The following is a 19,319-nucleotide window of genomic DNA, read 5'->3' on the forward strand; positions in this document are numbered from 1 at the left end:
TATACGTGGCACGAATCGTCCATAATTCTCAAAAGAGAATTATGTGTAAGAAAACGCGTTAAATTCTAAGAATCCTCCGATAAACATGTTGATTGTGTTTCATCGGAGGATTTTGATGGAAATTATTAGTATTGTTGATACAGAACTATTTATATGGCCTATATAATTATTTTAAAATGAATGTCGGTTCATTTACTGTGAAAAACAATCTGCTTGTTAAATCCTCAGACCAGTTTTTTCTTCTATTCTCATTTTCTGCATAAAGCATTTTTGTTGTTCTCGTTCCAATCGTCCTCGTTTCTGTAATTGTGTGCGACGAATCATATTAGGTTTATACAGATGTTGAATAATAGCTATATTCGTTCTGTTAACAAGATTATTCCCTATTATCTTCCACCACCGAGCATCAGTATCCCCAAGTGAGACACCAAACAATATAATTACATTCGCATTATTAATTAAAGTCTCGCACTGTATATGCCTTGTCTCTTTCATCACCAGATTCGATTGTTCTTTTATCATCAAATCTTTAATGTCGTCATTTTTTTTGAACTCTTCATTTTTAATTTGAGTTTCATTATCGACTCCTATGATGATAGATTGGCCCAATAGGCCATGAACATGAATAATATTGCGCAATGTATTGTTATTCCCAAAACTTTTAGTAGTAACGGTATCACTAAGGTTTAATATCTTTTCAAGAGTATTTGTATAATTTAGTGTAATAACAGAGATATCTTTGGAAGAAAAACCGTGTTTCTTCATAAATCTACTAAAACGATCTTTATCTAATGCCCCCAGATATTTACTGATTTTAATAAAATCATCCTGAAATTTTGCCTTAAGTTTATCCGTTGGTAAAAATTTCTCATTTTCTTTTGTTAGATAACTTTGAAGATGTTCGTTCAATTCAAAATAGAAATCATCAAATTCATCAGCGTTGTTAGATAGGCCAGTGAAAGCACCTAAACGTTCTTCCATATCGGACCACAGCTTTTGATCTTGAGTTATTTCAGCTTTCATCTGATTTAATAAATTGCTGCCACTTGTTACATGATCCTGCAAATATTTATAAAACTCAGGATAACTGGTTGCCATCCCTTGTGCTTTATCAAAGCCATTACCAAAGATGTAAAGTATATTCATTCTAAAGTAGTTAGTTCCTATTCATATTTCTTGTAATTCTCCACCTGCTCCAATACTTTCTGGAAGACTTCTTCGTCCCACTGGGGCGGGTAACCCTCTTTGTACAGAAGGAAAGTAAGCTGGCTGGCGAGTTTGCTTTTGAGGTTGTCGTTGTTTATCCAATCGGCATAAATGGCGGTGTCATCTATCAGCGCTTTGATTTTCTTGGCCAACTCAATACAACGATCGTCTGCATACTCAAAACCGTGTTTATCGCGCACCTCAACAAGGACATCAAAGAATGCCTTTTCCTCGAATGTGATGCCCAATACCTTGAACTTTTCACTATCTGTTTTAAGTTCTTTCAGGATATCCAGAAGTTTGTTAGAGAGACCGTTGATTTTATATGAGACAATATCATAGACATCATTTACAACATTCTGTGTCACATCGTTGGTAAATGTCAGCTTATCTCGCGTATTATAAGCGTCGATTGTCTCTTCAAGCATTTTCTGGAAATGTTCGGCCTGTATCTTGTTCGTCCGACTATATGCTCTGATCGCTTTGGCTACAAGTTTACAAAGAATCTGGAACTTGGTGAACGGCATCTTTATCTCTTCCACTTCTTTGGAAAACGAGTCGCTAAAAATGTTTTCTTCAACACCTTCGTTCATAACCCGTTCCACACCACTGGCGAGGATAGCCTCCTGAACCATCTGTTCCACATGTCGGTTCATACTTTCCGTATCGTGCTCGGTGGCGGTCATTTTGTTGACGTATGAACAGATTCCCATAAAACATTGGCTCCATGTCACCTCTTCATCAGTCAGGATTCCGGCCGGATTGCAGATGTTGTATGCCGAGCGCAGTCGTTTGACGTGTTCTTTGAAAAGTTTGAGGAATGACACTTCTCCTTTCCGTTCCACGCTGTTGGCAAGGATATATTCGGCCGCCTCCTGAATGAACTGAAGCCGCGCAAGGTCATTGTCTCCGAAAAAGCGTTTGAATGAAAGGCCAGACAATCTCTCCTGTAAAAGCTGCAATTCGTTTTTCAGTATATCATGGGCTGTATCCAAATCCTCTTGTGGTCCTACCTCACCTCCGTATTTCTTCATGGCCTTCTTCATCTCCTCGCGGATACCGATGTAGTCGATGATGAAGCCAAATTCCTTAGTGCCGTATCGACGGTTCACTCGCGATATGGTCTGTATCAATGTGTGTTTCGACAGAGGCTTATCGTTGTAAAGCATGGTCAGGCACGGCACATCGAATCCAGTAATCCACATATCAACATTGATGGAGATATGGAAATTGGATTTCTCTGATTTGAACTCGGCATCAAGAAATTTGCGATATTCCTTGTCTCCAAGCAAATTGTATAACTCCTTTTCATCGTCCTTGTCGCGGGTCATGACCATATTGACAAAAGCGATGTCATTGAGTTTGTCCTTTTCATCTGCCGTTAATACAAGTTCATTCAAAGCCTTTTTCTTCTCGAACCAATCGGGTTGCAGCTCCCGCATGATTTTATACAATCGGAACGCGATTGTGCGGTCGGCGCAGGTAATCATCGCTTTTTGCAGACGGTCGGTTGTTTCTGTTCGGCGTTTGTAGTCATCGATAATGTCCTTAGCAACCCGGCGCAACACATCTTCATCGCCGATAATTACCTCCATGCTCGACATGGCGGCTTTGCTCTTGGCAATATCTTCAGGCGTAGCCCCTTCGTCCGCACAGATCCGGTAGTATTCCTCAACCTTCTCGGCTTGCTCCTTGTTCAAGAAAACACGCGCCAGTCGGGGATCGTATTTGACTGTATGTAAAATCATATCCGTCCCGATAGAGCAGGAAGGTGTTTCGCAGGGCATAATAATCGTTCTGGCCGCCAGTGTTCCGCAGATTGGCAACAATGCCGTCCACCTCAGAAGCGGTCAGTTTTTTATCTTTGTACTGAGCGGCAAGAAATGTCCGCAGGTCTTCTTCAATAAGCGGGTCGGTATATTTCCGGTGAATGTCATCGCCAAACGTATATTGCCAATGCGACTCGCGGAGGAGTTCGATGGTAGCCTCCTCAAACTGGCTTTCATAATATTTCCCTTTGCCTGCCATAATCGCTGCGATTTAAGAATGTATGACGTGTTGAAGCAATGCCGGGCACACTTCACGCGAAAGCCGGTCGGCTTCTTCGGCTATCCTCTTGGCCTCATTGGCACACTTGTAGATATTGACAATTGCTTGCTGAACTTCAATAGATGGTAGAGGTATGGCAAAACGTGTCATATCTTCCCAAGTAAATGTCTCTCGAGCACTTCCCCATGAATTAAAACGAGCATAACGATCAGTCTCTGTTCTTCGGAATATTAAATGTAAATAATCTGCCAACAGATACTTTTCATCTGTTTCAAATACTTCATTTACCGAAGTGACGACAATCGGAAAACCTAAATGATTGATAGCTGCACAAAGACATTTTTCGTTTCCTGTCGTTTGAACAAAACTTATTTGATTTTCTCTTACTATTTTATAGTTTGAAAGGTTGTTTTTATCGACCTTAGCATTCGTTACATTAAAGTTTTTTGTTACAGAAACACTCCTAACTTCTTTAATTTTGTTGTCTGTGTTTCTTTCATCTATGCGATGAATATATGGTCCGATTTCCTGCATCGGATATTTGTGCTTCAATTCCTGGATATAGCTTTGGCAGAGTTGCATAAGCGGGGCTACCTTGGCCTCGTTTTGCACTTTAATTTCCCGGAATGCTCGCCATGCGTTCACCACTTTCTGCTGTTCGGAAACAGACGGAAGAGGAATCAAAATATTGCACATGTTTTCCCATGAAAAGACTTCACGAGCACTTCCCCATGAATTATATCTTGCATAACGATCAAATTCAGGACGCAAGAAAAACAAAAAAAGATACAATGGAAGAAGCTCTACTTCATCTTTAACTCTAAAAACTTCATAAGCACTTGATACAATATATGTTGCATTATATGTATTAAGGGCAAGAGTTATTTTATTCCCATTTCGAGAAGTAACGGGAACATAACAAAAATAATTTGTTCGATATAACTTGTAGGTCGTAACAGATACCCCGTCCATGTTAGCCTTGGTATCTATAATTCTTTTCTCGATGCTGATACCTCGCACATCTTCTACGGAATACATTCCTTTTGTGTTTCTTTCATCACACTGCTCGATATAATCCCCGAGCCGGACCCATTTTACACCGCTGCTTTCCATATCACTCCTCCTCTTTTTCGTGCTGTTCCATAAAGAAGCGTTTCTGCTGCTCAATCTCCCGGCGCAGTTCTTCCTCGGTAGGCATGTATGTCATATACTTGGCGGCAAAAATCTGATCGCTGTCATGCAATACAGAATATTTTGCTATGGTGTTGTCCGTATCCGTGCAGAGTAACACACCGATGGTCGGATTGTCATCATCTCCTTTAACCAAATCATCGTACATACGGATGTACATATCCAATTGTCCGATGTCCTGATGAGTCAGCTTATGGGTTTTTAGTTCAAAGATGACAAACCGCTTCATCTTGTAGTTATAAAATACAAGGTCGATGTAAAAATCAGCCGTATCGGTCACAATATGCTGTTGCCTTTCCACAAAAGCGAATCCACGTCCGAGTTCCATAATGAACTTTTCGAGATTGTCGATTAATGCCTGTTCCAGTTCCGATTCGGAATAGCTGGTGTCCCGACGGAAACCCATAAATTCGGCCACCATTGGATTCTTTATATATTCCAACGGATCTGTTTGACCGGCATAAGGTACTGGCAGAGTTGAACTCTCTCTTTGAGCCGCAAGCCGTCGTTCATAATATTGGGTGGAGATATTCCTGTCAAGATCATCTACGCTCCACATATCTTCAGCCGCTGTCTTAAGATACCATTCCCTTGCTTGCGTATTGCTGACGGAAAGAAGCCTGCGGACATGTGACCAGGTAAGATTTTGCACACGCGTGTGCAAAATTTCTACATCCTTGAATTCCAAATAGAACTTTCGGTAATATGCCAAGTTACGCTTACCATAGCCGGTTCCGTATTCAGCAGCAAGTCTGACAGCAAGAGCCGGAATAAGCTTTTGTCCGTATGCCGCCCTGCTTGCCCCCTGCTGTTCTTCTTCCACGATACGCCGTCCAATGTTCCAATAAGTCATAATGGCTATTTGACCAGTTGCGGCATAAGCTTGTTTCCGTCCTTGTTCTATGATGGTTCTGATGTCGGAAACGAAATTATCGGTTATTATGTCAGTCTGTTGTTTATTCTTTTCCATATCCCAAAATTTTGAAGGCATTCACGAGTTCGGCTTCATTAGCATCCCATCTTTTCTTAAGCTCGTCAAACTGATGGCTCATTTCGGTGAGGGCCGATTTATAATCAATTTCCGTATCGCGGTCGATAAACTCGATATATCTGGAGGGTACAAGCGAATATCCTTTCTGTTGGATTTCGTCAAGATGAGCGGCATAGTATAATTCAGGCTCGGCATACTCGGCGAAATTTTCCGTTTGCCAGTCGAAATAGATTTGGCAAACACGGCTGATTTCCGTTTCTGTCAGGCGAACATATTTCTTTTCGTATATGTTGCTATTCCATGTGCGCAGGTCAATAAACAGAATCTCACCCGTTCGGTTACGCAGTTGTCTGCCATGCCAGGGGCCACCTTTCTTGTTGTTGTTCAGAATCCATAACGTAACGGATATATCGGTTGAATAGAACATGTTGCGCGGCAGAACGATGATAGCCTCGATTTTGTCGTTTTCAATCAACTGTTTACGTATTTCGAGCGTGTCGCTGTCGTCCAATGCCCCATTGGCTAGCAGGAATCCTGCAATTCCGTGATTGACATCCAGTTTGTTCAGGATATGGAGAATCCATGCGTAGTTGGCATTGCTGGCCGGCGGAACGCCATAACCTTTCCAGCGGGGGTCCGTCTCAAATTCTCCATACTCGGCATATTTCTTCAAATTGAATGGCGGATTTGCCATGATGTAGTCGAATTTGAGGTCTTTATGCTGGTCGTCGGAGAAGGTAGATACCGCTTTGTCTCCCAAATGGTAGGATATACCGCGAATAGCCAGATTCATCTTTGCCAGACGATAGGTCGCCGGTTCGGATTCCTGCCCATACACGTTGACCGCTTTGGTGTTACCGCCATGTGCTTCAATGAACTTGGTTGCCTGCACGAACATACCGCCTGACCCACAGCAAGGGTCATAGACCGTACCGTCGAACGGCTCAATAAGTGAGGCGATAAGTTCTACGATAGAATGCGGCGTGTAGAACTCACCTTCCTCCTTGTCGGCGTTGATAGAGAAAGCCTGTAAAAAATATTCATATACACGTCCTATAAGGTCGTGATCGGTGAACTTCTTGGGATCTATCTTGTTAATCTCGTCCACCACGCTTTTCAAAACCCCCGGTTCAAGGGCCGTTTTCGTGAAAATCTGCTGCGGCAGGGCATTCTTCAGTTTAGGCTCATTGTCGTCCAACGTCTTTATGGCTGTATCGAAAGCGATGGCCATACAGGTAGGAGCCGTAAGAATAAGCTTGTCCCAGAACGTCTCATCTGTCAGGAAGAACACGCCGTCCTGCATATACTGATTGGGACGGGACAGCTGCATTTCAACAAAAGCCTCGTCGTGAATGCCTTGAACCTCCACAATCTCGTGCCTGATTTTATCCTTTTGCTGTTTGAACCGTTCCCCTATGAATTTCAAGAACACAAGAGTCAGCAACAAATCGCGCTTGTCGGTCATGGCCGCACGTCCTCTCAAACTGTTGCGACAGTTGAAAAGTATGGTTTCTAAGGTCTCCTCTTTCGTTATTTTTGTTTGTTTCTTGGCCATCGTATTTACTCTATTAGTTTGATGTTTAACCTGAAAGCATTTGCATCAATCTCCATTTGGAAAATCTTAATGTCGGGATTCAACTTTCTGGCAACACGGATTATTTTTGATTTTTCTTCGGCATTCATGTTGATTCCCAGATAAACGGATTCGAAACACTCTCCTCCAATTTCGGGGAATGCCCTCATTTCTTTCCAGCCAATCGGACCTTTATCATCATTTTGCCACGGCAGCAACTTCATATATGCCGGCCATGGCTCTAATATAAATAAACGCACTTCTTGTTCATGCTCCCAAGCTTTTGCTTTGGTGGATATTTGATAATGAAAAAAGTCTTTTGCATCCCTAAAATAATCGGGCTTCTCTACAATGTCTTTATATTGTACCTCCACTTCCGAGCAGCCGATCATGACATTGCCATACATACGAGAAAGATACTTTCTAACTTTCTCCATATCCAGACCGATGCAGATACCTTTATGCTTGCTATAATAGCTCCACATCAAAATTGAATCATATATCTTAGAAAGACTACATATCCATGCCTCTTCTCTGGTTCTACGAAATGGATCTCTTCTCAATTCTTCAATTATCTCCGGAGTCCATCCTCCACATGCTTCTTTCGGGACATTAGAGAAATCAATGAGTGAGGGGTGGCAATCAAACGGATCGTTCAACTGCGTAGCATTGGTAAATTGAAGATCGCTATAATACAGCATCATAAGTCCACCGTTAAAATCCAGATATTTATATAATTTATCTGTCCCCATATATTCATTTATTCGGTTCTCAATAAATCGTCAACTCTAACTTCCAGTACTTTTGCAATCTGAATAAGAGTTTCGACACTGGGCTGAGTTTTATTCGTAACCCATTTGGATACCATTGCCGGATCCTTGTCCAATTGTTCGGAAAGCCATTTGTTGGTTTTATCTTTCTCGGCGAGAACAATCTTTATTCGATTTAGCATTTTACGCTCCATGTCGTTACAATTTTTCGTTCTTACAAAAATAATGATTATTTGTATCTTATATGGTCATAATCAACAAAAATATGATTAGAATATCAATCTGATAATCTGTGTAGATTAGAATATCAGAATAAATATTGTTAAAATTTACTGAAAAAATAAGGTTAGTATTAATAAATGTTGTACTTTTATAATAATTTCATTGAAATTATTAATGTTGATGTAATATAAAAATATCAATATGATTGATTTGACAGCAAAAGTAAGCCCCAACGCTATCATTGGGAAAAATACTATGATTGAGGAATACACTATTGTTGCTAATGCTATCATAGGGGACGAATGCAAGATTCACCGATACATTTTTATTGACAATGGAGTAGTAATTGGCAATAGAGTTAAAATACAAGACCATGTAATGATACCTCACGGGGTGACGCTGGAAGATGGGGTTTTCGTGGGGCCGGCAGTAACTTTTACCAATGACAAATTTCCCAGAGCAATTAATCCTGATGGATCCCTAAAAAAAATATCCGATTGGATAGCTAGCCCAACACTAGTAAAGTATGGGGCTTCCATAGGAGCAAATGCCACGATAGTATGTGGAGTGACACTTGGTGAATGGTGTATGGTTGGTGCTGGATCTGTAGTCACAAAAGATGTACCTCCATATGCCCTTGTACAAGGCAATCCTGCTAGAGTAATAAAAATACTAAACAATCAAAAAAAAGATAAATAAATTATGGGGGTTATAGATGTCTTTTCGCAAATTTTTAATGTCAATTGGCTTTACCCCGTTTTGGTGATTATAGTATCAACTGTGATCTCATATTTTAAACCATATCAACGGTTATACAATGGATGTAAAAAGGTTAAACTCTATTTTATGAATCAATTGTTGATTTATGGGAATTTGAAAGGAATTCTACTTGCGCGATTCTCAAACAAAGAGAGATTGAATAAAATAGGGGTATTAGCTACTAGTTTTCATAGAGTAAAAGATATTCCAAGAAATTTAGTGAAGAAAGACTATATCTATTTATTGGCTAATAAAGATGATGACTATGAGACACGGGCACCAATAGATAACAAACAGAATCTTGAGAAAATAGTACATGATGTAATACACAAACATTATGATCAACTCCAAGACAAACTGATTAGAATTGGCTGGATAAATGATCCCTTATTTAACATTGAATATGACGGTAAAAAGCAGCCTGTATGTGAGGTAATGAAGCAAATATACAATGTGGATGTCCTATGGGATGCTATTTGTGCCGTAAAGCAAAATATAGGTACAGATGGTGCTATTAAATTTATTGGGAATAAAATTGGTATCTGTGGGTTCTCATTTGAAGGTAAGACTAAGACAGATCATTTTATATTCAAAGCTTTTAAAAATATATTAAAAAATTTTTTATATACCCCAGAAAAAGAAGACCTTCTATTACATATTTATGAGACAGACCATTTTACTTTTAAGGTTTTCAAATATATATTTAAGGAATCTCCCTATAACAAGGTTTTTCACACTCTAATTTCACGAACAAATCAAGCCAAAGAGTGGAAAAAAAAATCGATGTTAGTAGAAGCAATGGCTTTTTTATTTTCTTCTGTTGGACTAGATATATTAATAGGTGGAAGAGATATGTCTGGCAATAGAAGATTATTGGTTGCAGCCAGAAATGGAGAAGTAGAGAGTAACCATGTATCAACCATGCATATTCCAGTAAATGAATCGTTTTCAAATACGGATGTCGACGGAGATGTTTATAGTTTGACTACATGTGTAATACGCGGAATAAAAGAAGAATTGGGGATTCCTAAAGAAATGATCGATTTACAAAAAATTTTTTTTCATGATTTTGCGATTGTAGCAGATGAAGGCGAAATCGGGTTTGGATGTTATGTAGATCTATCTGAGAAACTTCCATTGGAGCAGTGCCGAATGTATCCAGGGCAGGACAAGTTTCTTGAATTGAATAATATATTTATTCTTCCATATCCTAAATTCAAAAGGAATCCTGTTGACTATGAAGATATTTTCTATAATATAACCGGAGATGATCGATTTTGTATGAGGTGGCAAAGTTTTGCTACTCTGATATATCAAAGAGCAATCGTGAGAAACAGTAAACCAGGAGCCGTGATTTCTACATTACTAGAAATGATTTTATTAGCTGTTTTAGTACTATTTTTGGCATATATATTTGACGTAGATTGGAGAAATGAACTGTTTTCTACTATATTAAATGGATTGGTTATTATATCAATATATTTTATAATAAACAAGCCTAAATTTTTCATAAGACAGAAAGGGCTATTTAAACCTTTCATTTCTCAATGGAATGGAGATTGCAAGGTTTTACAATCAACGGTGGATTTTATGGATGATGAAAGAGATAAAATGCTGAAGGATAGTCGGAGATTTGGGCTGTTCCTATCAAATACATCTACTACAAAAGATTATAACCTTTCAGAACTTTCGTTAGTAATGCCACCTTTCTGTAGTGTGCGAAAAAAAAGTCATGATTATTCGGAATACCCCATTAGTTTTTACTATATGGAACAAGGGCGCAAGATAGGGAATAAATTATTAAAATTTGTCAATATACCCTATTATAGGGATGATAATGGCATAGTAACTCTCTGTATTGGTATTGAGAAAGAAAATGAAATGATAAAAAATATAAAGTTCATTGAGAGTTACAAAGAAGAAGTCCAATTGACGTTCGATAAATCTTTTACCGAAGCTGAGATAGAGGCATATAATAAATATTATCAGCTGGATAAAGCAATACTTTCTGGGGTTAAATATGCTACATTAAGTGATCATTTTATGAGTAATTATGAATTCTATGATTTGTTTGAGTTCGATTCTACATATTATTGGTCCATTCATGGACAAAATCAATCTAGGCCAACTCAAGTGTATCAAATTGGACCATGTACCACTCCGAAAGAAGTCTACGATATAATGAAGGATAAAAGTCGTCCTAATAGTTTGTCGTGGTTTGCTTTACAAGGCCAGAAGATTGATATGGTAAAATTTATTTCTGAATTTACAGCTCGTAACGATAATCGAAATCGAATTAGCGATCTTGACCTTTATGTCATGCAACTTTTTCTAATTAGAAAAGGATTTGTTTTTGCCAAAGTTAAAGGTGGATGCTTCGAGGAAGTAAGTTAAATATTACTATTGTTCAATATTGATGCTGTCAGATTGTTATATAATTTGTAATTGGTATTTAAATCCGTCTTTAGTTGTTCCACTATTTTATAATTATAAAGAAATTTGTTTGTCCATACTATTCCTCCCATCGCCTCAGAGCGTCTCTGACGGTGCGGTTTGTTTGCGCAAATTTCATTACATATCAAAAGCAAATAATAGATCAAATCATAATAAAATTTCGGTTCTGATTCCCCTCGGATTCAGAACTATTTTTGTACCTTTTCTCATCAAAAAATGGCATTTTCACAAGTTTTTGTACCGCACATTTTGATATTCAAGAAATTACACTTATTTTTACTTTCTAAAATGGAGGTACAAGCCGAGAATGGTGCTAAAATCACTAACTTACACATTCTCAGATACTTGCCAACCTACCGGTTGTGCCTTTTAGAGTACTATATTATTGATAATCAACGATATACACATGCTTTAAAACCATTTTTTCACAAAAGAATTGCAGCTTTTTGAAGATTTTCTCATGAATCTACAAATCCTTTTATAAATTTATGTTCAAAATTTGACAATTCAAATTAATTATAACAAGAAATGATATGACAAAATATAAAAACATCGCTCCGCTAGAAGGTTCCGATTGGGAACTTTCTGAAAAAGGTTCTTCTATGTTCAAATCTTCAAGTGAGTATGATTCTATTTCAGATTACAAACAGGGTATTGCTATTGTAACAAAGTGTGGAAAGTATGGTGCAATCATGGTGGGTGACAAAGTCATTGTTAAGCCAGTATATAATGCATTGAGTGAATTTGATAATGGATATGCTAAAGCAACATACCTATTAAAAAACAACTCAGAAAAAACGGAAAGAACAATAAATATGTCTGGGCAAATATCTGTAAAATTTGCAGAGACCGATATTTTTTTACCAGATGAATATGAATGGGGATTTGATTTTAGAAATAATATCTGCGTTGTTATAAAAGACGGGAAATACGGTGTCATTGATAGAACTTTCAAGGTCATCCACAATTGTGATTATTGTGTTTACGAAGATTTTTTTAATGGATATGCAGTACTTAGAAATGGGAACAAAGGCATAATTATTAATGAAGAAGGAAATGTGCAATATAAAATCTATAAAATCTACGATGATGGAGATAAAATAATATCGAATGATAATGCATCCAACACCATGTATGGAATGTTGAATAGTAAGATGGAATTGATAATTCCTATCCAATATACGTCATTACAAAGACTTTTTAACGGTTTTTACATTGCAAGTACTCAAAAAGGAACAACAGTTTTTATTGACCCAAGCAATGGTAATGTAATCTTAGAAAAGACTATAACAAAAATTAAAGACATAAATAAAGATTTTTTTGTTACATATCTAATCAATGAGAAAGAAGAGGTATGTGAGTCTATTATTTATAACTCATCACTTTCTTTAGTGTTATCAGTCATGTTAGAAATCAATGTATATTCTCATGAAGAAGGATGGGTGGAATTTATACTTAATGACATACGATACAAATGTGATATAGAAGGCAATCTTTATGTGATTTCCAAAAGAATTAGATATGGAACTTCGCAATGGGATTTTCGATGGGAAAATGTTATGTCAAGAAAAGTTTGTCATAACTATATAAATTATTATCACAGTAAATTCTCTCAGACATATGAAATAATTGAGGACACAAAGCATAAAAAGGGTTTATGTGATTTGGAAGGAAATGTGATACTATCGCCACAGTACAATGAAATTATCCCTTTCTCGAATGAATTATTTATTGTAGCTTCACCGTGTGCAAGCGGTAATACTCTTGTTTTTGGCGTGGTTGATAGATACAACAATATTAAAGTTCCTTTTGTATTTAAATGTCTTTTGCGTATAAATGAGAAGTTTCTCGCATATACAGATGATAAAGTGTATGACATTACTGAAAATAATAAATATTATAAGTTAGATTTACCATCTTTCAATAGTCATCATTCTAACATCAAATTTGGTATTATTGATTTGGATGGCAATAAATTAACAACAGCTGATTATAGTACAATTATATCTCCAGGAGACTATGATGCATTCATTATTGGGAAGAAATTTGGGAAATATTCTATATTAAAATATGGAGTTGTAAATTCTGCTGGGCGCTATATTTTAGCGCCAAAATATGATAAGATAACCTATTCAGGACAAGCGAACTGTTTTATTACGAATCTTTCATATAGTGACTCGGGAAACTATCCGTATGAGACAAAATCTAATCAAGTATCTATTGATGGTTTTTATTTAATACCAGGAGACAAGAATGAAACAGTTTTGGTACCTGCTAAAATCGCAGACTGGTGTGATAAATTTTCAGAGGATGGTATAGCATTAGTTATTAAAGACGGACACAAGGGGCATATAAATAGATTTTACCAAATAATAGCCTTCAATGAGGGAGAAAGTATAGTAATTCCAGAAAAATTTGACTTTTCAGGTGATTTCAAGTATGGATTTGCTCCTGTTTCAAAGAATAATAGATATGGTATCATAAACACCAAACTAGAGCAAATACTTTCATGCGATTATGAATACATAGAACCTCTATCAGCAAAAAGGTTCAAATTTAAGAAAGATGACCAATGGGGTGTAGTAGATTCTTGTGGTAACATCATCATCGATTCAAAATATAAATCTATTTCTCATGAAGCAGAAGCCTTTATTAAAGTGGAAACTTCTATTCAAAATGGAGGTTGTACAGAATCTCGTTATGGTTTATACAACGAAGATGGTAATTTGATAATTCAAGAACAATGTAAGAACATAGTGGCCGTTGAGTACGAAACACAAGTATTTCTTGTAGTTACAATAAATAGCAAGCAAGGAGTTTATGACGATAAAGGCTCTAAGATAATTCCACTTATTTATGATAGAATAGATTTAAAAGAAGGCTATTTTACGTGTCATATACTTGAATACCAACGTTCATATTATTCATATCAAGAAAGAAAAATTAAGTTAACCAATAAATATAATCTTAGAGGAGAACAACTTTTAGCACTCAATGAGAAACAAATATTTGTTGTTCCTGCAGAATATGATCTTGCTTATCCATCTGTTAATGGTCTTATAATCGTAATAAAAGAAGGAAAGTGGGGAATGATAAATATGTTGAACGATGTTATAGTGGAACCTCAATATTGTATTATAGATTCTCTTGATAGCTCTTTGGCTCGAGTTGGAAAATCTGAAGAAGACTGTCATATATATATCCAAGATGACATATGGAATATTAAAAAAATTAAGTATGGGCTTATTGACACTACTGGCGAGGTAGTACTTCCTTTAGAGTATGAAAGTATCGAATTATGGGATAATGGATACTACTATGTTAAGAATGGTACTATGCATCAGATTTTGTCACCTTGTCTTAAAGTTGCAATTAACCTACAAGGCAAAGAATGCGAGAAATTAGACAATCGCTATATTATAGTTTATGAGACTTCGAACAATTATTATAAAAGCAGCCTAATAGATTTCCATGGAAATGAAATCATTCCAGAGAACGAAAATAATAGTTTTTCCGAAATTGAAGTTTTAGATAATGGTTTTTTAAAAGTCATTTTCTATAAAAGCCGATATGAAGGGGATTCGCACATAGGAATAATAGACCAGAGAGGGAAAGAAATCTATCGTAATAACGAATGCGATGATATTTCATTGATTGGAAACAGCTATTTACTAGTAAAAGGGTTTCGATACACAAGTCTAAATGGTAACGGATACTACGTTTATAATGTTGCAAATCTTCAAGGCAAAGAGCTATTTGAACATTCCTTGAATGAAATAAAGCTTTTAGAAGATGGGAATTTTTCTGTACGAGGGGACAAAGGATGGGGATTCTCAAATAGAATGGGAAATCTCATTGCGCCCCCTAGATACGAAAATGAACTGGAATTTAAAAATGGCTTTGCAGACATTTCGATTTCAGAAAAAGACGAAACATTAAAAATAAATCTAAGTGGCAATATACAAGTAGAGAGTGACAAAGAGCCAATCTTACTACCCAATATCTATTATTGGGGAACAAACTTTAAGTATGGTGTTTCTATTGTCCGCTCAATAGCAAGAAGAGATTATATTGGCGTTGTAAATTTTCACGGCGAAGAGATTATTCCTACAATTTATAAAAGTATAAAACTACTTTCTGACAGAACAATCCTTTGCAGAGAAGATGATTGCTACGGTCTTTATAATACAAAAGGTAAATGTATTTTACCAGTTATTTTCTCCAAGATTAATCATGTTGCAAAGAATAGGATTCGTGTGGTTTGGAATTTAAAAATAGCTAAAAGTTGGGATAAAGATAAATATGAGAAGGGAGATTCTGTTTACAAATTTCAAGGTTCCGGAACAGAGTATGAGGTAAATCAACGTGCAGCTTTATGCGATTCTTGTGGTACTATATTGAATGATAAACAATATTTATTTGTTAGTAAGTTTACAGGAAAATATGCTAAAGTTTATAATGAAATGAAAGTAGAAAATTATAAGATTATATTAAGTCAAACAGGCGTTATAGATTTAGATGGTAACACATTGGTTCCTCCAGAGTATGATCGTATTTTTTTATATGAGCATTCATTCGCTAAATTACGGAAAGGCAAAATATATGGAATTGTAAATCTTCCTTCAAAAAAAATAACAATGTTTGAATCTCTACAAATTAATAGAATGTGGGATCTTGATGAGTATGGAAGATGCTTATATAGTACTGATTGGACTTATGATAAAGAAAATGAAGAATGGAAAGGAACAAAAGGAGTATTGAGCTTTGATGGAGTAATAGTTCCTCCTAAAAAATACGATAGAATCATCTTGTTAGAAAATGGGCTGATCAAAGTTTATAAGGACAACGCAATTGGTCTTTTGGATAAACGCGGAAAGGAACTTTTGCCTCTTAAGTACTCTTATTTATCTAATTTTAAGGGTAAATATGCTTCTATATGCTTAGGGGGAACAAAAAATGAAAACTACCCTTACAATATCATTGGAGGAAAATGGGGCATGATTGATGATGAAGGCAACATAGTAAATAAGTGTGTGAATAATGAAGAGCTGGTTATTCCATCAATAGATCATAAACCTATAGTTGCTGAAGATGCAACTGACTATCGCAAACCTGCTGTACTTTTGAGCGATTATATACCAGAGGAAAAGATATCTTATTCTGATGATGATTATTACGATAATTTTGATGATGATTATGACAATGGATATAGCAAATATGGTGGATACAATGGCTATGATGACCAAACAATTGACGATGCATTCGAAGGAGATCCTAGCCTAACTTGGAATATTGATTAAAAACAATGAAGCAATTGAATAAATTGTCAAATCCTAATAGGACAAAACTATATACTTATCTTTGTCAATTAGAGGTGGATTTAAAAGGTTCTTTGGGAATATCAACATAAAAGATCCTAAGCTTATAATGATCGTGCATTTTTACATTTGAAACATATAAGGAATGTAATTGCTCATGGTAATGTGACATCAACAAATAGATCAAACTTTGACATTAAAGACTACTCAGAACGAGGTAATCTTTCCTCAAAAGGAAAGTTAAAAAGCGAACTATTATATCGTTTAATTGAGGAGTTGTTAAAAACAAGAAAGCGATTTTGAATTTATGGGACGATATTATTATCCGAACGAAAATGATGCATTGGGTGCTAAAATTCATTTTCTAAGAGAGTATCATTATAAGATAAACCATTGTTTCCGTAATACATGGGGAACAGGATTTGTTTTATTTGATACTAAAGAGGATGTAAATGAATGGTATAAAGAGCATACAGGACATTCTTTCTATACAGAGGTATATGAAAAGGGGACCAGATTTACTGAAAATGAAGCTATTACAGAAATTGAAAATAGTTATGGAAATTTAATTGATAGTGTACTTTCAAATCGAGAAATGTCATTGCCAATACTAGCAATAGGTTTGCCCTCATCTTCAGCTTTTGGAAATCGTATATTACTTAAATTCACAAAATCGACAGATGAAAATGACATAGAATGGCGTTTTTATATTCATTATAACGCAAGGTGCTGGAATGTTGCCTTCGTAAGTAATACTTCTATCAGAAAAGCACTTATAAAATTACTTTATAATTATTTCTATGAGAATAAATTTAAGCAACGAATAGAAGGTAGTAAAGCATATCATGGGAAATAGCAATATTCAATTTATCAATTGAAATAAACATAACCGATCTGCTCAACAAGCAAAAAACAGAATCCAACAGAATAGAGTTTAAGAAGGTTTGGGCTCCGACAACATATACTATAGTGTATGTTTACCAATGACTTTGATGATTCTGGTGGTGGGTTATATAGTGGTTGGTATTGATACAACCGGAATAATAGGAGTAGCTATTCGTCCGGTGAATGGAATCCCTACAGAAACGACAGATGGAATATTACAAGACATGGTAGGTTACAATAACAAGATTTCACTTTACTATATGCCTCAAATGAGTGCGAAGGAGATTGATGGCAAGGTTGTACTTGTAATATGGGCCCTACAAAAATCAACTGACCATATTCTATCCCTGAGAACATAACAGCCAAAAGTATAACAAAGGAGTATTTCCATATCCATAGTAATACGAGCAGTATATTTTCCAAAATGACGATTGAATAATCTTAATAGCCGATATGGATATGAAGCACATATCATCAGAACACTATAAACCAGATAATTAAATTGACATATCTGAATCGTATGCTTGTTATGCAGACGGTAATAAAAACCCAAGGATAGTAGGAGTCAAAAGTTAGTCACTTACCCATATCAAGCTTTGGAAGAGAGTATAATAAATTCGCTCTATCATGGAGATTATCGAAAATGAAAAGAATAACCAATATCCTGTCATAGATTATAATTTTAGCTTGGTATATAAACTATAAAAATATATATCTGATTCCCCCTCTTGTTACAGGGCTATTTTTGTACCTTTTCTCATAAAAAAACGGCATTTTCCACAAGTTTTTGTACCGCACATTTTGATATTCAAGAAATTACACTTACTTTTACTTTCTAAAATGGAGGTACAAGCCGAGAATGGTGCTAAAAATCACTAACTTACACATTCTCAGATACTTGTCAACCTACCGGTTGTACCTTTTAGAGCGCTATACTATTGATAATCAACGATGTACACATACTGCATCGAAAAACTTTTGTTTACTACGGAAGCATATTATACATGATATTCCTTGCGCTCTGCCCTCAGGCGCCGGAGCCTCTGCTGCGGATTCTCCTGAATGCCCTCGACCATCATCACCGAGTCGCGCCATTCCATGGGATAGCTGTTTGATTTGGGATTGTACTCCGGCAGTTTGAAGAGACCTGCTAGACCTGCTTCCAGGCGTTTTACATACATCACCATACCTCCGTCTTCCGCATGAAGCAGTTTCATGAGCCTGCGGCTGGAGCCGATGAAGATGAAGAGAACCCCGTTCTTCACTTCGCTGTTCATCTTCTCATATACCACTCCGTACAGCGAACTGATACCCTTGCGCATATCTGTCCTGCCCAGACACAGGAAGTAGCGCATCGTGTCGTTCTGATTAAACATGGCCGCCTCGAAGACTTTGGGTGAACAGTTCCATCAGTATCTCTTCTGAACCGTTCCCGAAGTGAGCACGAGGACCGTTGGGAAACAGAACGGCCACGCCATGCGGCACTTGTTCTTCAGGAGAAGATTCAACTGACTGTTTAAAACTGATGGGAGCCAGCCCCTGCTTGACACTGGTCCTGTCAACGAAACATTTTCTATGCCAGTAATGATAGGTTGAATATCTTACACCTATCTGTTGCAGGTACGACTTCAACGGCAGGCTACTTTGTTGTACCTGCAATTCCAATTCTTCAAATTCCAGTCTATCCATAATAATTGAGTTTTGATTGTATTCGCTGCCGCAAAGCTACAATCAAACCTCAAGGTGTAAAAGGTGTATTTATCCGAATGCTTACATTATAAAAAAGTGCGGGATGACCGAGTGGGCGCATCGGGGGTACGGGATGACTCGGCAGGCCCTCCAGGGGATTGGGGAGGGCATAAAAAAAGAGCCGGAGGGTTGTCTTCTTCTGACTTCCTTCT

At 36.8% G+C, this 19,319-nt stretch carries 15 protein-coding genes; 5 read left to right on the forward strand and 10 right to left on the reverse strand.

The annotated features are described in order from the left end of the window. Nucleotides 1-216 precede the first annotated feature (216 nt). Genes NW211_RS13340 through NW211_RS13375 form a run of 8 tightly spaced genes read right to left on the reverse strand, consistent with a single transcriptional unit; the run spans nt 217 to nt 7,974 of the window. Complete coding sequence (locus tag NW211_RS13340; protein ID WP_258328196.1) at nt 217-1,146, reverse strand: bacteriophage abortive infection AbiH family protein; 930 nt, start codon at nt 1,144-1,146, stop codon at nt 217-219. 17 nt (nt 1,147-1,163) lie between these two features. Further along, the gene (locus NW211_RS13345) at nt 1,164-2,954 is read right to left on the reverse strand and encodes a type I restriction enzyme endonuclease domain-containing protein (protein WP_258328197.1); all 1,791 of its coding nucleotides are present in this window, start codon (nt 2,952-2,954) and stop codon (nt 1,164-1,166) included. Then, entirely contained in the window at nt 2,878-3,234 is a 357-nt protein-coding gene (locus tag NW211_RS13350) for a hypothetical protein (RefSeq protein ID WP_258328198.1), read from the reverse strand. Before NW211_RS13350 ends, NW211_RS13345 begins: the two co-directional genes overlap by 77 nt. 12 nt (nt 3,235-3,246) lie before the next feature. Further along, nucleotides 3,247-4,368, reverse strand: a complete 1,122-nt coding sequence (locus NW211_RS13355) for a restriction endonuclease subunit S (RefSeq protein ID WP_258328199.1) — start codon at nt 4,366-4,368, stop codon at nt 3,247-3,249. A 1-nt stretch (nt 4,369) separates the two neighbouring features. Further along, nucleotides 4,370-5,416, reverse strand: a complete 1,047-nt coding sequence (locus NW211_RS13360) for a YhcG family protein (protein ID WP_008656185.1) — start codon at nt 5,414-5,416, stop codon at nt 4,370-4,372. Further along, complete coding sequence (locus NW211_RS13365) at nt 5,403-6,992, reverse strand: type I restriction-modification system subunit M (RefSeq protein WP_258328200.1); 1,590 nt, start codon at nt 6,990-6,992, stop codon at nt 5,403-5,405. The genes NW211_RS13360 and NW211_RS13365 overlap by 14 nt, the downstream gene beginning before the upstream one ends. 5 nt (nt 6,993-6,997) lie before the next feature. Beyond that, complete coding sequence (locus NW211_RS13370; protein ID WP_258328201.1) at nt 6,998-7,762, reverse strand: DUF2971 domain-containing protein; 765 nt, start codon at nt 7,760-7,762, stop codon at nt 6,998-7,000. An 8-nt stretch (nt 7,763-7,770) separates the two neighbouring features. Next, a complete protein-coding gene (locus tag NW211_RS13375) occupies nt 7,771-7,974 on the reverse strand; it encodes a helix-turn-helix transcriptional regulator (protein WP_258328202.1) in 204 nt (67 codons plus the stop codon). 229 nt (nt 7,975-8,203) lie between these two features. Here NW211_RS13375 and NW211_RS13380 point away from each other — a divergent pair, with 229 nt between their 5' ends. The 5 genes from NW211_RS13380 (at nt 8,204) to NW211_RS13400 (ending at nt 17,777) form a co-directional block, all read left to right on the forward strand. Then, a complete protein-coding gene (locus NW211_RS13380; protein WP_258328203.1) occupies nt 8,204-8,701 on the forward strand; it encodes an acyltransferase in 498 nt (165 codons plus the stop codon). A 147-nt stretch (nt 8,702-8,848) separates the two neighbouring features. Continuing rightward, nucleotides 8,849-11,155: a hypothetical protein gene (locus NW211_RS13385; RefSeq protein ID WP_258328204.1), complete on the forward strand. Its 2,307-nt coding sequence runs from the start codon at nt 8,849-8,851 to the stop codon at nt 11,153-11,155. A 593-nt stretch (nt 11,156-11,748) separates the two neighbouring features. Next, nucleotides 11,749-16,515, forward strand: coding sequence for a WG repeat-containing protein (locus NW211_RS13390; RefSeq protein ID WP_258328205.1), 4,767 nt, complete (start codon nt 11,749-11,751; stop codon nt 16,513-16,515). Between the two features lie 325 nt (nt 16,516-16,840). Then, a complete protein-coding gene (locus NW211_RS13395) occupies nt 16,841-17,389 on the forward strand; it encodes a hypothetical protein (RefSeq protein WP_258328206.1) in 549 nt (182 codons plus the stop codon). Between the two features lie 136 nt (nt 17,390-17,525). Then, complete coding sequence (locus NW211_RS13400) at nt 17,526-17,777, forward strand: hypothetical protein (RefSeq protein ID WP_258328207.1); 252 nt, start codon at nt 17,526-17,528, stop codon at nt 17,775-17,777. 639 nt (nt 17,778-18,416) lie between these two features. Here NW211_RS13400 and tnpB read toward each other — a convergent pair. Both tnpB and NW211_RS13410 read right to left on the reverse strand, forming a co-directional pair. Next, nucleotides 18,417-18,794 (reverse strand): IS66 family insertion sequence element accessory protein TnpB, encoded by a 378-nt coding sequence (tnpB, locus tag NW211_RS13405; RefSeq protein WP_162611685.1) that lies wholly within the window; start codon nt 18,792-18,794, stop codon nt 18,417-18,419. After that, nucleotides 18,787-19,107 (reverse strand): hypothetical protein, encoded by a 321-nt coding sequence (locus tag NW211_RS13410; protein WP_258328208.1) that lies wholly within the window; start codon nt 19,105-19,107, stop codon nt 18,787-18,789. Before NW211_RS13410 ends, tnpB begins: the two co-directional genes overlap by 8 nt. Between the last annotated feature and the right edge of the window lie 212 nt (nt 19,108-19,319).

The organism is Barnesiella sp. ET7, from assembly GCF_024733785.1.
GTDB classification, from domain to species: Bacteria; Bacteroidota; Bacteroidia; order Bacteroidales; family Barnesiellaceae; genus Barnesiella; species Barnesiella merdigallinarum.

Excerpts from the sequence above, each read along its gene's own strand:
- NW211_RS13355 (WP_258328199.1), bottom strand. The coding sequence starts at position 4,368 with ATGGAAAGCAGCGGTGTAAAATGGGTCCGGCTCGGGGATTATATCGAG.
- NW211_RS13380 (WP_258328203.1), top strand. The coding sequence starts at position 8,204 with ATGATTGATTTGACAGCAAAAGTAAGCCCCAACGCTATCATTGGGAAA.
- NW211_RS13345 (WP_258328197.1), bottom strand. The coding sequence starts at position 2,954 with ATGATTTTACATACAGTCAAATACGATCCCCGACTGGCGCGTGTTTTC.
- NW211_RS13370 (WP_258328201.1), bottom strand. The coding sequence starts at position 7,762 with ATGGGGACAGATAAATTATATAAATATCTGGATTTTAACGGTGGACTT.
- NW211_RS13365 (WP_258328200.1), bottom strand. The coding sequence starts at position 6,992 with ATGGCCAAGAAACAAACAAAAATAACGAAAGAGGAGACCTTAGAAACC.
- NW211_RS13350 (WP_258328198.1), bottom strand. The coding sequence starts at position 3,234 with ATGGCAGGCAAAGGGAAATATTATGAAAGCCAGTTTGAGGAGGCTACC.
- tnpB (WP_162611685.1), bottom strand. The coding sequence starts at position 18,794 with ATGTTTAATCAGAACGACACGATGCGCTACTTCCTGTGTCTGGGCAGG.
- NW211_RS13385 (WP_258328204.1), top strand. The coding sequence starts at position 8,849 with ATGAATCAATTGTTGATTTATGGGAATTTGAAAGGAATTCTACTTGCG.
- NW211_RS13375 (WP_258328202.1), bottom strand. The coding sequence starts at position 7,974 with ATGGAGCGTAAAATGCTAAATCGAATAAAGATTGTTCTCGCCGAGAAA.
- NW211_RS13360 (WP_008656185.1), bottom strand. The coding sequence starts at position 5,416 with ATGGAAAAGAATAAACAACAGACTGACATAATAACCGATAATTTCGTT.
- NW211_RS13390 (WP_258328205.1), top strand. The coding sequence starts at position 11,749 with ATGACAAAATATAAAAACATCGCTCCGCTAGAAGGTTCCGATTGGGAA.
- NW211_RS13340 (WP_258328196.1), bottom strand. The coding sequence starts at position 1,146 with ATGAATATACTTTACATCTTTGGTAATGGCTTTGATAAAGCACAAGGG.
- NW211_RS13410 (WP_258328208.1), bottom strand. The coding sequence starts at position 19,107 with ATGGATAGACTGGAATTTGAAGAATTGGAATTGCAGGTACAACAAAGT.
- NW211_RS13395 (WP_258328206.1), top strand. The coding sequence starts at position 16,841 with ATGGGACGATATTATTATCCGAACGAAAATGATGCATTGGGTGCTAAA.
- NW211_RS13400 (WP_258328207.1), top strand. The coding sequence starts at position 17,526 with ATGATTCTGGTGGTGGGTTATATAGTGGTTGGTATTGATACAACCGGA.